13 protein-coding genes are annotated in these 13,458 nt (G+C 70.9%); 4 read left to right on the plus strand and 9 right to left on the minus strand.

Annotated features, from left to right (window positions below; genetic code table 11):
- Positions 1 to 74: 74 nt before the first annotated feature.
- From ACFWMR_RS23550 to rpe, 5 genes are all read right to left on the minus strand, one after another.
- Positions 75 to 518, minus strand: a complete 444-nt coding sequence (locus tag ACFWMR_RS23550) for a PH domain-containing protein (protein ID WP_093933935.1) — start codon at positions 516 to 518, stop codon at positions 75 to 77.
- Positions 519 to 535: 17 nt separating this feature from the next.
- Entirely contained in the window at positions 536 to 1,042 is a 507-nt protein-coding gene (ribH, locus tag ACFWMR_RS23555) for a 6,7-dimethyl-8-ribityllumazine synthase (protein ID WP_093933910.1), read from the minus strand.
- Positions 1,039 to 2,313 (minus strand): bifunctional 3,4-dihydroxy-2-butanone-4-phosphate synthase/GTP cyclohydrolase II, encoded by a 1,275-nt coding sequence (locus ACFWMR_RS23560; protein WP_208635937.1) that lies wholly within the window; start codon positions 2,311 to 2,313, stop codon positions 1,039 to 1,041. Before ACFWMR_RS23560 ends, ribH begins: the two co-directional genes overlap by 4 nt.
- Before the next feature lie 53 nt (positions 2,314 to 2,366).
- Positions 2,367 to 2,990, minus strand: a complete 624-nt coding sequence (locus tag ACFWMR_RS23565) for a riboflavin synthase (RefSeq protein ID WP_005152328.1) — start codon at positions 2,988 to 2,990, stop codon at positions 2,367 to 2,369.
- Between the two features lie 113 nt (positions 2,991 to 3,103).
- Positions 3,104 to 3,772, minus strand: coding sequence for a ribulose-phosphate 3-epimerase (gene rpe / locus ACFWMR_RS23570; protein WP_093933912.1), 669 nt, complete (start codon positions 3,770 to 3,772; stop codon positions 3,104 to 3,106).
- A 155-nt stretch (positions 3,773 to 3,927) separates the two neighbouring features.
- Here rpe and ACFWMR_RS23575 point away from each other — a divergent pair, with 155 nt between their 5' ends.
- The 4 genes from ACFWMR_RS23575 (at position 3,928) to ACFWMR_RS23590 (ending at position 8,516) form a co-directional block, all read left to right on the plus strand.
- Complete coding sequence (locus tag ACFWMR_RS23575; protein ID WP_378379918.1) at positions 3,928 to 5,163, plus strand: sensor histidine kinase; 1,236 nt, start codon at positions 3,928 to 3,930, stop codon at positions 5,161 to 5,163.
- Positions 5,160 to 5,819 carry a response regulator gene (locus ACFWMR_RS23580; protein ID WP_378379919.1) on the plus strand — a complete coding sequence of 220 codons (660 nt, stop codon included), beginning with the start codon at positions 5,160 to 5,162 and terminating at the stop codon, positions 5,817 to 5,819. The genes ACFWMR_RS23575 and ACFWMR_RS23580 overlap by 4 nt, the downstream gene beginning before the upstream one ends.
- A gap of 107 nt (positions 5,820 to 5,926) precedes the next feature.
- Positions 5,927 to 7,312, plus strand: coding sequence for an alkaline phosphatase (gene phoA, locus ACFWMR_RS23585; protein WP_378278585.1), 1,386 nt, complete (start codon positions 5,927 to 5,929; stop codon positions 7,310 to 7,312).
- 88 nt (positions 7,313 to 7,400) lie between these two features.
- On the plus strand, positions 7,401 to 8,516 hold the full coding sequence (locus ACFWMR_RS23590; RefSeq protein WP_378379920.1) for a serine hydrolase domain-containing protein: 1,116 nt from the start codon (positions 7,401 to 7,403) through the stop codon (positions 8,514 to 8,516).
- Here the strand turns inward: ACFWMR_RS23590 and ACFWMR_RS23595 are convergent.
- From ACFWMR_RS23595 to ggt, 4 genes are all read right to left on the minus strand, one after another.
- Positions 8,513 to 9,019 (minus strand): flavoprotein, encoded by a 507-nt coding sequence (locus ACFWMR_RS23595; protein WP_378379921.1) that lies wholly within the window; start codon positions 9,017 to 9,019, stop codon positions 8,513 to 8,515. The two genes, ACFWMR_RS23590 and ACFWMR_RS23595, sit on opposite strands and share 4 nt — an antisense overlap.
- The gene (locus tag ACFWMR_RS23600; RefSeq protein ID WP_378278556.1) at positions 9,016 to 10,452 is read right to left on the minus strand and encodes an RsmB/NOP family class I SAM-dependent RNA methyltransferase; all 1,437 of its coding nucleotides are present in this window, start codon (positions 10,450 to 10,452) and stop codon (positions 9,016 to 9,018) included. The genes ACFWMR_RS23595 and ACFWMR_RS23600 overlap by 4 nt, the downstream gene beginning before the upstream one ends.
- On the minus strand, positions 10,449 to 11,375 hold the full coding sequence (gene fmt, locus ACFWMR_RS23605; protein ID WP_378379922.1) for a methionyl-tRNA formyltransferase: 927 nt from the start codon (positions 11,373 to 11,375) through the stop codon (positions 10,449 to 10,451). The genes ACFWMR_RS23600 and fmt overlap by 4 nt, the downstream gene beginning before the upstream one ends.
- Positions 11,376 to 11,617: 242 nt before the next feature.
- On the minus strand, positions 11,618 to 13,429 hold the full coding sequence (gene ggt, locus ACFWMR_RS23610; RefSeq protein WP_378379923.1) for a gamma-glutamyltransferase: 1,812 nt from the start codon (positions 13,427 to 13,429) through the stop codon (positions 11,618 to 11,620).
- Between the last annotated feature and the right edge of the window lie 29 nt (positions 13,430 to 13,458).

Consider the following 13,458-nt stretch of genomic DNA (forward strand, 5'->3'; position numbering starts at 1 on the left):
TATGATCGGCCCGTTACTTGAAATTGTTGAAAGTAACGGGCCGTTCATAGCACGCGAAAGAGCGCGAAGGAGCGTCAGCCGTTCCAAGCCGCCTTGTGCAGCCGCCGCAGCGCCCGCACCGCGGCCACCGCGCGGTCCCGGTCCACCGCCTGCACGGCCATGACCGAGTAGTACTCGTCGTCCGGCAGCTCCAGTCGCGCCCACGAAGCACCGTCGGGGAAGCTCACCGAGAGCACCTCGCTCCACGCGAACTTCTTGGTCATCAGCACGTTCCGGACCTCGATGCCGTCGGCGTCGGCCTTCACGCGCGCGGTCGCGAACAGCATCGTGCCCGCGGCGAGCAGGATCCCGATGCCGATCATCGCCGCCTGGTCGGACGGCTGGAAGATCACGCCGGTGTCCGAGCCGCGCAGCAGGACCGCGACGACCACGAACGTCGCCAGCAGGATCACCGCCAGCACCGAGCACATCACCAGGGCACGGCGGGGCCGCACCACCACGACCTCGGACTCTGTCATCACATCCGCCTCGACGCTCACACGAAGCCCCGCTCGGTCCACGGCTGACGCAGGTTCCGCAGCGCGTGCGCGGCGTCCAGCGCCGCGACGGTCGCTTCGTAGCCCTTGTCCTCGACGGAGCCGGGCAGGCCGGACCGGTCGAGGGCCTGCTCCTCGGTGTCGCAGGTGAGCACGCCGTTGCCGACCGGGGTGCTCTCGTCGAGCGCCACCCTGGTCAGGCCCGCGGTGACCGCGTCGCAGACGTACTCGAAGTGCGGCGTCCCGCCCCGGATGACCACGCCCAGCGCGACGACCGCGTCGTGCGTGCGGGCCAGCGCCTGCGCGGCGACGGGCAGCTCGACGGCGCCCGCGACGCGCACGACCGTCGGCTCTTCCTCCAGGTCTGCCACCTTGGCCGCCTCGAGGGCGCGTTCCAGCAGGGCGCCGGTGATCTTGGTGTGCCAGCGCGTGGCCACGATCCCGAGCCGGATGTTCTTACAGTCGGACAGGTCGAGTTCGACGTCCGGACGGCCCTCGCCGCTCACCGCGTGCCCCCTCCGTTGCCCTGGTCGACCTCGGCGCCGACCTGGTCGAAATGCTCCAGCTGGGACAGGTCGTGCCCCATCCGGTCCCGTTTGGTCTTGAGGTAGCGCAGGTTCTCCGGGTTCGGCGAGATCGGCAGCGACACCCGGCCGGTGACCCGCAGGCCGTAGCCCTCCAGCCCGACGCGCTTGGCCGGGTTGTTCGTCAGCAGCCGCATCGAGCGGACGCCGAGGTCGCAGAGGATCTGCGCGCCGGTGCCGTAGTCCCGCGCGTCGGCGGGCACGCCGAGCTGCAGGTTCGCGTCGACGGTGTCCGCGCCGGCGTCCTGCAGCTGGTAGGCCTGCAGTTTGTGCAGCAGGCCGATGCCGCGGCCCTCGTGGCCGCGGATGTAGAGCACGACGCCGCGGCCTTCCTTGGCCACCGCTTCCAGGGCCGCCTCCAGCTGCGGGCCGCAGTCGCAGCGCAGCGAGCCGAAGACGTCGCCGGTGAGGCATTCGGAGTGCACGCGGACCAGGATGTCCTCGCCGTCGGCGATCTCGCCGTAGACGAACGCGATGTGCTCGATGCCGTCGAGCAGGCTGTCGTAACCGACCGCGCGGAACGTGCCCGCGGACAGCGGGATGCGCGCCTCGGCGACCCGCTCGACCTGCTTCTCGGTGCGCCGCCGGTACGCGATCAGATCGGCGATGGTGATCATCTTGAGGTCGTGGTCCGCGGCGAACACCTCGAGCTCGTCGCGACGGGCCATGTCGCCCTCGTCCTTCTGCGACACGATCTCGCAGAGCACACCGGACGGCGAGAGCCCGGCGAGGCGGGCCAGGTCGACGGAGGCTTCGGTGTGCCCGGGACGCCGCAGGACGCCGCCCTGCTTGGCGCGCAGTGGGACGACGTGGCCGGGGCGCCGGAAGTCCGACGCCTTGGACGCCGGGTCGGCGAGCAGGCGGACGGTGTGCGACCGGTCGGCCGCGGAGATGCCGGTGGTGATGCCCTCGGCGGCGTCGACCGTGACGCTGTACGCGGTGCCGCGCTGGTCCTGGTTCGTGTGGTACATCGGCGGCAGGTCGAGCCTGTCCGCCTCGGCCTCGGTCAGCGCCACGCAGACGTAACCCGAGGTGTAGCGCACCATGAAGGCCATCAGTTCGGGCGTGGCCTTCTCCGCCGCGAAGATCAGGTCGCCCTCGTTCTCGCGGTCCTCGTCGTCCACCACGACGACCGGACGGCCCGCCTTGATGTCGGCGATCGCCGCCTCGATGGAGTCGGTGTTCACGGCCACCCCGCTTCCACAGGGGGTCAGGTCGGCCGACCCCGGAATCGCACTCGTCTCGCTCACGCCCGCTCCTCCGTACCGCCATTGTCCCCCTGCGTGCGCAGGTGCGGCATGGCCAGCTTCTCGACGTACTTGGCGACCACGTCGACCTCGAGATTCACCAGGTCACCCGGGGTGTTCCGGCCGAGGGTGGTCAGCTCGAGAGTGGTCGGGATCAAGGCGACGGAGAACTCCTCGTCGGTCACCGAAGCGACCGTGAGGGAGACGCCGTCGACCGCGATCGACCCCTTCTCGACCACGTACCTGGCCAGCTTCGGAGGCAGGGCGAACGAGGTGAGTCCCTGCTCGTCCCGCTTCAGGAAGACGCCGGTGCCGTCGACATGGCCCTGCATGATGTGCCCGCCGAGCCTGCCGCCGGCCGGCGTCGCGCGTTCGAGGTTGACGACGTCGCCGACGTTCACCTTCGCGAGGCTGGAGCGCTGCAGGGTCTCGTGCACGACATCGACGGTAAACTCACCGCCCGCCACCGCGACCACGGTGAGGCACACGCCACTCACCGCGATGGAGTCGCCGTGCCCGGCGTCGCTGGTCACCAGCGGCCCCCGCACGGTCAGCCGCGCGGCGTTGGGGACCTGCTCGACCGCGGTGACCTCGCCGAGTTCCTCGACAATGCCGGTGAACACTCCTGCTGCCCTCCTCGTGGGTCGCACCGTCGCTGGAAACGGTGCTCCTCTCATCCAACACCCATCGGGGCCGATTCCTTCGCCTGACCCGACGGGTGGATCAAGAGCCGGGATCAGCCGCGGGCGCGGGCGGCCTGCTCGCGCAGCGCCGCGACGGCCTTACCAGGGTCTTCGGCGCCATAGACGGCGGAACCGGCGACGAAGCAGTCCACCCCGGCCTCGGCGGCCCGCTCGATGGTGTCGGCGTTGATCCCGCCGTCGATCTCGACGACGAGCTTCAGGTGACCGGTGTCGACCAGGCGCCGCGCGGTGCGCACCTTGTCGAGGACACCTTCGATGAACGACTGGCCGCCGAAGCCGGGCTCGACCGACATCACCAGCAGCGTGTCGTAGTGCTTGAGAGTGTCGAGGTGGTCCTCGATCGGCGTGTTCGGCTTGATCGACAGACCGGCCTTCGCACCGGCGGCGCGGAGGTTCTTCGCCAGCATGACCGGGTCGTGCGCGGCCTCGACGTGCACGGTGACGTTGTAGGCGCCCGCCTCGGCGTACCCGATGGCCCATTTGTCCGGGTTCTCGATCATCAGGTGGCAGTCGATCGGCACGTCGGTGGCCTTGAGCAGCGACTGCACGACCGGCAGCCCGAGGGTCAGGTTCGGCACGAAGTGCGCGTCCATGACGTCGACGTGGACCCAGTCCGCGCGGGTGTCCCCCGCACCGGCGACGGCGCGGATCTCGTCGCCGAGCCGGGCGAAGTCCGCGGAAAGGATGCTGGGGGCGATCAAAGGTCGGTGAGCCACGCGCCCGAGTGTAGGAGGAGGCCGCTAACGCCCGCTAACCGGCTGTGACCGGCGTGACCGGCGTCCCGGTCTGGAGTATGACGCGAAATGGCACCGCAGTGGGAGGTGCGCGCACGCGGCGGGCGAATAGCGTTCCCGTCATGGTCAACCCCCTCGGAACACTGGTCCGGATCGGCAGCTACCGCAGCGTGCCGTTCGGTCTCCTCGGCATGGCGGCGACGGCGGTGCCGTTCCCGATCGCGCTCATCCCCGCCGTCCTCATTCCCGGCGACGCGAAGGCGAAACTCGTCTACGGCATGCTCGCGATGGCCGTGCTGGTCGGGCTCGCCGGACTGCCGGGTCCGATGCGGCGGGTGAGCATCTGGTTCTCCAACCAGATGCTGGGCACCCGGATCGCGCAGCCGCCACCGCACGCGAAGATCGCCTGGGCGGAACGCTGGCGCTCGGCGGCTTGGCTGCTCGTGCACACCGGGCTCGGCTGGATCCTGTTCGGGCTCGGCTGCTTCCTGATGCTCGGCTGCGTGTTCGCTGTGATCTGGCTGGGTGGCGGCGGCGCTCCCATCGAGGTCTTCGGGGAACGGGTGCGGGTCGAATCCGGCGCCGCCGGGCTGTGGACGGTGCCGGTCGCGCTGGTCACCCTCGTCGTCGTCGCCTATGTCCTCGCCGGTTTCACCAAGCTCTTCCAGCACAGCGCGCTCTCGCTGCTGGGCCCGTCGGCCGCCGAACGCCTCGCCGCGGCGGAGGTCAGGGCGAACCACTTCGAGCAGCGCAACCGGCTGGCCCGTGAGCTGCACGACTCCATCGGTCACACGCTGACGACGTCGACCATCCAGGCCGCCGCGGCCGCCGAACTGGTCGATTCGGAGCCGCAGCTGGTGCGCCGGGCACTGGGCACCATCGAGGAGTCGTCCCGGGCGGCGCTCGAAGACCTCGACCACGTCCTCGGCCTGTTGCGGGAGGACCGGTCGTCCCGCGAGCCCGAACGGCGGCTCCTGGAAGCCGGGACGCTGGCCGAACGGGCCCGCGCGGGCGGCGCGGTGATCGACTACGAACTGACCGGGCCCGCCGCCGAACTGCCCGCGACGCTTTCCCGCGAGGCGTACCGGATCGTCCAAGAAGGACTGACGAACGCGTTGCGGCACGCCCATCCCGGCCCGGTGACCGTGCGGGTCGCGGTGCTCGCCGACGCGCTGCGGATCGAGATCGTGAACCCGCTCGTGGAGCACGCGGTCGCTTCCGGCCGCGGCGGCAACGGACTGCCGGGGCTCACCGAACGCGTCGAGGCGCTGCGTGGCGAGCTCATCGCGGGGCCCGCGATCGACGGGGAACCGCTGTGGCGGCTGGTGACCACGATCCCGCTACGGTCGCGCTCATGACCTTGCGTGTCCTGATCGTCGACGACGAACCGTTGCTGCGCGCCGGATTGCGCTCGCTGCTGGACAACCAGCCCGACCTTTCCGTGGTCGGCGAGGCGGGCGACGGCGGCGAGGTGGTCGGCCTGGTGCGGCGGGTGAATCCCGACGTGGTCCTGATGGACGTCCGGATGCCGGGGATGGACGGGATCGAGGCGACCCGGCGGGTGCTGGCGGAGATCCCCGAGCCGCCGAAGGTCCTCGTGATCACGACGTTCGACAACGACGACTACGTCTACGACGCGCTGTTGGCCGGGGCGAGCGGTTTCCTGCTGAAGCGGGCGCGCAAGGAGGAGTTCGCGCACGCCATCCGGACCATCGCCGCCGGGGAGACGCTGCTGTTCCCCGACGCCATCCGGCGGATGGTCACCGCGCGCCCGGCGCCGTCCGGCCTGGCGCCCCGGCCGTCTTCCCTGACGAAACGGGAGACCGAGGTGCTGCGGCTCATCGCCACCGGGAAGTCCAATGTGGACATAGCGGCCGATCTGGTCATCAGCCTCGAAACCGTCAAAACCCATGTGGGCAACATCTTCGGGAAACTGGGCGCGGCCAACCGCAGCCAGGCGGTGGTGTTCGCTTACGAGAGCGGCATCGTCGCACCGGGTCACAGCCTGCGCTAGCGGACGGCCGTTGTTCCACTCGCGTTCATCCGGAAATCCCCGGCCGCACACATGCGCGGTGACTAATGGGACTGCCCCATTCCCCTGGTATCCCAAGGAGATTTTCGATGGCTTCGCTGTTCACAGGACGGCGCAAATGGCTCGCGGGCGGGGCGCTCGGCGTCACGCTGATCGCGCTGGCGCCCGCCGCGCTCGCCGCCGGCGACGACGCCCGCCTCGCGTCCGCGCAGGGTGACCGCACCCAGGACGTGCGCGCCGCGATCAAGGGCGGCCACGCCCGCAACGTCATCCTGTTCATCGGCGACGGCATGGGCCAGTCCGAGATCACGTCGGCGCGCAACTACGAACGCGGCGCGGCCGGACGGCTCGCGATGGACGGCCTCCCGCTCACCGGCGACTACACCACGTACGCGGTCGAGAAGAACAACCCTTCGAAGCCCGATTACGTGACCGACTCGGCCGCCTCCGGCACCGGCTGGGCCACCGGCGTGAAGACCTACAACGGCGCGATCTCCGTCGACCCGTACGGCAACGCCGTCCCGTCGATCCTCGAGATCGCCAAGCGTTCGGGCCTGCGCACCGGTGACGTCACCACGGCCGAGGTCCAGGACGCCACCCCCGCGGTGCTGGGCTCGCACGTCGTCAACCGCGACTGCAAGGGACCCGACGAGACCAGCAAGAAGTGCGCGGTCAACGCCAAGGAGAACGGCGGCGCCGGTTCCATCGCCGAGCAGCTGGTCCAGACCAAGCCGGACGTCCTGCTCGGCGGCGGCGCGAAGTACTTCGACCAGCAGGTCAAGGCCGGGAAGTTCGCCGGCAAGACCGTGCTGGACCAGGCGAAGTCCGCCGGCTACCAGGTGGTGAACACCGCGGCCGACCTCGACGCGGCCAAGCCCGGCAAGCCGCTGCTCGGCCTGTTCGCCGCCGGCAACCTGCCGGTCAACTGGACCGGTCCGGCCGCGAAGCTCGGCGGTACCCCGCCGACCCGCTGCACGCCCAACCCGGCGCTGCCGAAGACCCAGCCGAAGCTGGCCGACCAGACCCGCAAGGCGATCTCGCTGCTCGACGACCGCCGCAAGGACAAGGGTTTCTTCCTCCAGGTCGAGGGCGCGAGCATCGACAAGCAGGACCACGCCGCCGACCCGTGCGGCCAGATCGGTGAGACGATCGACTTCGACCAGGCCATCGCCGCCGGACTCGCGTTCGCGCGCAGCAACCCCGACACCCTGGTGATCGTCACCGGCGACCACGGCCACACCAGCCAGATCATCGGCAACGGCACCGTCAGCCCCGGCCAGACCGCGACCCTGATCACCAACGAGGGCGCGAACATGACCATCAACTACGGCACCGGCATGCCCGGCTCGTCGCAGGACCACACCGGCACGCAGATCCGCGTCGCGGGCTACGGGCCGCAGGCGGCGAACGTCGTCGGCCTGACCAACCAGACCGACCTCTTCGACACCCTGAAGCGCGCTCTTCGCCTGCGCTGACCGGTTTCGTGAAGGTGGGGCAGGCCCCCTGTGAGGGGTGGGGGCCTGCCCCATGGCCGCTTCCCGACGGCGTCCCTAGCTTTGATCCATGCGAAAAACCTTGCCAGGTAAGAAAATCATCGCCGTCGGCTCGCTGATCGCACTACTGGCCACCACTACGGCCGCTCCGGCGCTCGCCGTGACCAGACCGCACGACGAGGTCGACAAAGCGCTGAAAACGCTGGTACAGGACGGGGTCCCCGGCGCGCAGGCGACGGTGACGAGCGCGTCCAGCCGGACGTGGTCGGAGCGCGAGGGCGTCGGGAACATCGAGACTCGGACGCCGTTCCCGCACGGTTCGAAGTTCCGGGCCGCCAGTGTCACCAAGACCTTCGTCGCCGTCGTGGTGCTGCAACTGGTCGCCGAAGGAAAAGTCCGGCTGGACACGCCGATCGACCGGTACCTGCCGGGCCTCGTGCGCGGGAACGGCAACGACGGCACCAAGATCACCGTCCGGCAGCTGCTCCAGCACACCAGCGGCCTCTACAACTACGTCCGCGATCTCGACATCGACGAGTGGCGGCATCGCGGCGCCGAACCGGGAGAGCTGCTGGCGGTCGGTCTCGCGCATCCGCCGGACTTCGCACCGGGCGCGAAGTGGGCGTACTCCAACACGAACTACGTCATCGCCGGGATGCTCATCGAGAAGCTCACCGGCCGTTCCGTCGCCACCGAGATCCGGAACAGGATCGCCAGGCCGCTCGGCCTGCGCGACACCTACCTGCCGCTGCGAGGCGACGAAAGCCTGCCGCTGCCGCACGCCAGGGGTTACGCGCCCGGTCTCGTCGACTACACCGAACTGGACCCGTCCGCGGCCGGTGCTTCCGGTGGGCTCATCTCGACCGGCGAGGACCTGAACCGCTTCTACGGGGCGCTCGTCGACGGCCGGCTCCTTCGGAAGGCACAGCAGGCGGAGATGCAGCGGACCGTTCCGGCGGGGCTGGGCATCCCCGGTGCGGAATACGGGCTCGGGATCGCGTCCGTACCGCTGTCCTGCGGGGGAAGGTTCTGGGGCCACGGCGGGAACCTCGTCGGGTTCTCGAACATCTCGGGCGCCGTCCCGTACGGGAAGCGGGTGAACGTCGTGGCCAACATGGACCCGCTGCCGGACGGGGCGTCGGCACATCTCGCCACCGCCGTCGACACGGCGTTCTGCGCCCGCTAAGCCGCCGGGAGCAGGTCCAGCACGGAGGTCCAGGACGCGTCGGGAGTGAGCCGCGCGGTGGTGACACCCGCCGAGGCGAGCGTGTCGAGGTGCCGTTGCCACGCCGGATGGTGCACCCGCGTGTCCTGGATCTGATAGCCCACCACGATGGTGATCCCCGGCGTGCCGAGGACGTCACCGAGCAGGGTCAGCGCCTGATTGTCGGCGATGCCCAAGGCCAGTTTCGCCACGGAGTTCGCGGACGCGGGCGCGAACAGGAACACCGCGGGATCCGGATGCGGCCGGGGTTCGCCCGGCAGCCGGGAGGTGCTGCGGACCGGCAGCTCGGTGCACGCTTCGAGTTCACCGAGCCCGCCGGTCTTCTCCAGCCAGCGGGCCGCGGTCGGGGTCAGCGTGATCGCGAGCTCCCAGCCGCGGTCCGCGGCCGGTTTCGCGAGCTGCGCGGCGAACCGGGTGTCCAGTCCGCCGCACGAGCTCGCGACCAGGCCGAGAACCCTGCTCACCCGGCGGTTTCCGGCTTCCGCAGGACGGCGCAGAACATCGCGTCGGTGCCGTGCCGGTGCGGCCACAGCTGGACGTACGGGCCGTTGCCGAGCTGCGGGACGCCGGGGAAGAACTCCCGCGCGTCGACGATCTCGGCACCGGCGCGGCGCGCGGTCTCCCCCACGACGCCTTCGGTCTCGGCCAGATGCGGCGAGCAGACGACGTAGGTGACGACGCCACCGGGACGGACCAGGTCCAGCGCCGCGGTGATCAGCTGGCCCTGGAGTTTCGTCAGATCCGAGATGTCGCTGGGCTGACGGCGCCAGCGCGCCTCCGGGCGGCGGCGCAGCGAGCCGAGACCGCTGCACGGCGCGTCGACCAGGACGCGGTCGTAGCCCGGTTCGAGGCCGGTCTCGCGGCCGTCGGCGACGTGGATGGTCACCGGAAGCCCCTGGACGGCGTTCTCGATCAGCTTCGCGCGGTGCGGCGCCTTCTCGACGGCGTCGACGGTCGCGCCGCTGATCGACGCCAGCGCGCCCAGCAGCGCGGCCTTGCCGCCGGGACCTGCGCACAGGTCGAGCCAGCGCTCGTCGGAGCCGGTGAGCGGCACCTTCGTGACGGCGACCGCGCACAGCTGGCTGCCCTCGTCCTGGACCGCGGCCAGCTTCTCCTTGATCGGCTCGATGTCGCCGGGGTCACCGGAGCCCGCGGGCATCCGCACGCCGTAGGGCGAGTACGGGGCGACGTCGCCGCCGGTGATGGCGGCCAGTTCGTCGGCGCTGATCTCGCCGGGCCGGGCGACCAGGTGCACGTCGGGGCGGTCGTCGTCGGCCTCCAGGGCCGCCTTCAGGTCGGCTCCCTTGTCCCCCAACGCTTCCGCGAACGAACGCGCGACCCAGCGCGGGTGCGCCGTCCGCAGCGCGTAGGCGCCGATCGGGTCGGCGGCTTCGTCCGGGGCCAGCTCGTTCAGCCAGGTCTCTTCGTCCTTTTCGGACACAGAGCGCAGCACCGCGTTCACGAAACCCGCGATCCAGGAACCGACTTCGGCGCGGACGAGGTCCACAGTGGACCCGACAGCGGCATGCTGGGGAATACGGGTGCGCAGCAGCTGGTACGCGCCGAGCCGGAGCCCGTCGAGCACGATGGCGTCGACCTTCTCCAGCGGGCGGTCCAGGCAGGCCGCGATGACGGCGTCCAGCATGCCGACCGCGCGGCAGGTGCCGTAGGTCAGTTCGGTGGCCAGCGCGGCGTCCCGGCCGGAGATCCGGCGGTTGCGCAACAGTTCCGGCAGCACCAAGTTCGCGTACGCGTCCTTTTCGCGGACAGCGCGCAGCACGTCGAAGGCGACCTGACGGGCCGGGTCGATCTGCGGCGGGCGGCTGGGCCCTTCCTTGCGCGGGCCCGGACGGCCTCGCTCCGGCCTCGACGGCCGGCGTTCCCTACGCTCGTTCACTGCAGGCGCTCTCCTTGTTCGATCCTCGTACCGCGCGCCCAGTCGGTGGCCGCCATCCGCTTCTTCCCCTGCGCCTGCACTTCGCCCAGCCGCACCGGTTTCGACGCCGTGCCGACCAGTACCCGCTTGCGTTCCACGACCAGTTCACCGGGCGGGGGCCCCGGCTCGTCGACGACCGTCACCGGGCCGAGCTTCAGCCGCTCGCCCCGGAACTCCGCCCACGCGCCCGGCTCCGGGCTGACCGCGCGGATCAGCCTGTCGACCGCGGTGGCCGGGTCGGCGAACGAGACGCGCGCGTCCTCGACGGTCACCTTGGGCGCGTAGCTCACGCCGTCACCGGTCTGCTCGACCGCGCGCAGCGTGCCGTCGGCGATCCCGTCCATCGTGGACACGAGCAGCTTCGCCCCGGACTCCGCCAGCCTGCCGAGCAGCTCCCCGGCGGTGTCGCCGGCGCCGATCCGCTCGGTGATCACGCCGTAGACCGGGCCCGCGTCGAGTTCCTTGACGATCCGGAACGTCGAGGCGCCGGTGATCTCGTCCCCGGCGCGGATCGCGGCCTGGACCGGGGCGGCGCCGCGCCACGCGGGCAGCAGCGAGAAGTGCAGGTTGACCCAGCCGTGCACCGGGATGTCCAAGGCGGCCTGGGGCAGCAACGCCCCGTACGCGACCACCGGGCACGCGTCCGGGGCGATCTCCGCGAGCCGGGCGAGGAACGCGGGGTCGCTCGCCTTCGGCGGGGTCAGCACCTCGATCCCGTGCTCGTCGGCCAGCGCACCGATCGGGGACCGGACGACCCGGCGGCCGCGGCCGGCCTGCGCGTCCGGGCGGGTGACCACGGCGACGACCTCGTGCTCTTCGGACGCGAGGAGCGCGCGCAGCGACGGGACGGCGGGTTCTGGGGTACCGGCGAAGACCAGGCGCATCAACGCACCTCCACCGGGGGGACGGGTACCTCTGACTGGGCGAACATCGCTCTGCAGTCTATGTCGCGCGCTGACGGAAACATTTCGCAGGGCGCGGCACCGCTATCACGTCACGCGGGCGCAGAGGGCGCCCTGCAAAATGTTTCCGTGGCCTTCGGCCGAAAGAGGCGCGCGACGGTGAAGTCTCCTGTCGCGCTGACGCGCTCCCAGGAGACGTACTGCCGGTCACCTTCGGGTCGGTTCTACGGGCGTGGCCAGGGCAGCACGACGGCCGCCGAGCCGCCGCCCCGCCGGGTCGGCTCGGCCGCGGCGAGCCATCGGCCGTCCCGCAGTCGTTCGACGCCGGTCGCCGCCCCGATCTCCGCGGGCGCCGTCGAGAAGCCCTGTCCCTTGGCTTTCAGGATCGCGAGCACGTCGGTCTGGTCGAGGAACGCCTGCTCGACCTGCGCGGCCGCCGAGTTGCGCTGCGAGGCGCGCGGTTCGGCGATCGCGTCGACCAGCTTCAGGCCGCGGTCGATACGGCCGGTCAGGACCTGGAGCACGGTGGTGATGATCGACGCGCCACCGGGCGAACCCACGGCGAGGAACGGCTTGCCGTGGTCGAGCACGATGGTCGGCGCCATCGACGACCGCGGCCGCTTGGCCGGGCCCGGCAGGTTCGGGTCGGGCACGCCGGGCGTCACCGGGGTGAAGGAGAAGTCGGTCAGCTCGTTGTTGAGCAGGAACCCGCGGCCCGGCACGACGATGCCGCTCCCGCCCTCCTGCTCGATGGTCAGCGTGTACGCGACGACGTTGCCCCACCGGTCGGCGACCGTGAGGTGCGTGGTGTTCTCGCCCTCGTACGGCGTCGGCGCGGGGTTCGTCCCCGCCACGCACGGCGCCGGCTTACGCGGATCGGCGGGCGCGACCGGGCTCGTCCCGGCCTTCGCGGGGTCGATCAGGCACGCGCGGCTGTCGGCGAACTTCTGGCTGATGAGTTCCTTCGCCGGGACGTCGACGAAGGCCGGGTCGCCGATCCACCGGTTGCGGTCGGCGAAGGCGTACCGGGTCGATTCCAGGAAGTAGTGCAGGTAGTCGGCCTTCTGCAGCTTGGAGAGCTTCGTGTTCTCGAGGATGTTCAGCGCCTCGCCGACGGTCAGCCCGCCGGAGGACGGCGCGGGCATCCCGTAGACGTCGAGGCCGCGGTACTCGGTCTTCGTGGGCTTCCGCTCGACGACGCGGTACTTGGCGAGGTCGGCCGCCGTCAGGTCGCCCGGGCGGACATTCAGCGTCGACGCGGGGTCGACCGGTGGCTTCCGGACGGTGTTCACGACGTCCGCGCCGATCGGGCCGCGGTAGAGCACGTCGGTGCCCTTCGCGGCGAGCTGCGCGTACGTCCCGGCGAGGTCCGGGTTCTTGAACGTCGTGCCGACCGCGGGCGGCGTTCCGCCGGGCAGGTACAGCGACCGGGTCGACGGGAACGCGGCAAAGCGGGCGGCGTTGTTCGAAATCTGGGTGGCGAAGGTCTGGTCGACGGTGAAACCCTTGCGGGCGAGGTCTTCGGCGGGCTTGATCGCCCTCGCCAGCGACTTGGTCCCCCATTTGCGCAGGGCTTCCTGCCAGGTGGCGGGTGTGCCGGGCACGCCGACGCTCAGTCCGCTGGTGACGGCCTCGGCGAACGGGATCGCCTTGCCGTTCTCGACGAAGAGGTTTTCGTCCGCCGACGACGGCGCGGTCTCACGGCCGTCCAGTGTGTGCACCTTGCCGGTGCGCGCGTCGTAGTAGACGAAGAAGCCGCCACCGCCGACCCCGGCGGAGAACGGGTCGGTGACGCCCAGCGCGGCGGCCGTCGCGACGGCGGCGTCCACGGCGTTGCCGCCCTCGCGCAGGATCTTGGTGCCGATCGCGGTCGCGTCCGCGTCGATGCTCGACACCGCGCCCAGGTAGCCGACGGCGACCGGGGATTTGGGCGTCGGTGGTGCCGCCGCCGCGGTGCCCGGCGCCACGGTGGCGGCCAGGGCGGCGATCGCGGTCACTGCGGTGATGCGTCCCAGAGTGCTTCTGTGCGCGGCCATGGCGCGAGTCTGCCCCGCCTGTCCACCTC

Source organism: Amycolatopsis thailandensis (assembly GCF_042723255.1).
GTDB lineage: Bacteria > Actinomycetota > Actinomycetes > Mycobacteriales > Pseudonocardiaceae > Amycolatopsis > Amycolatopsis thailandensis.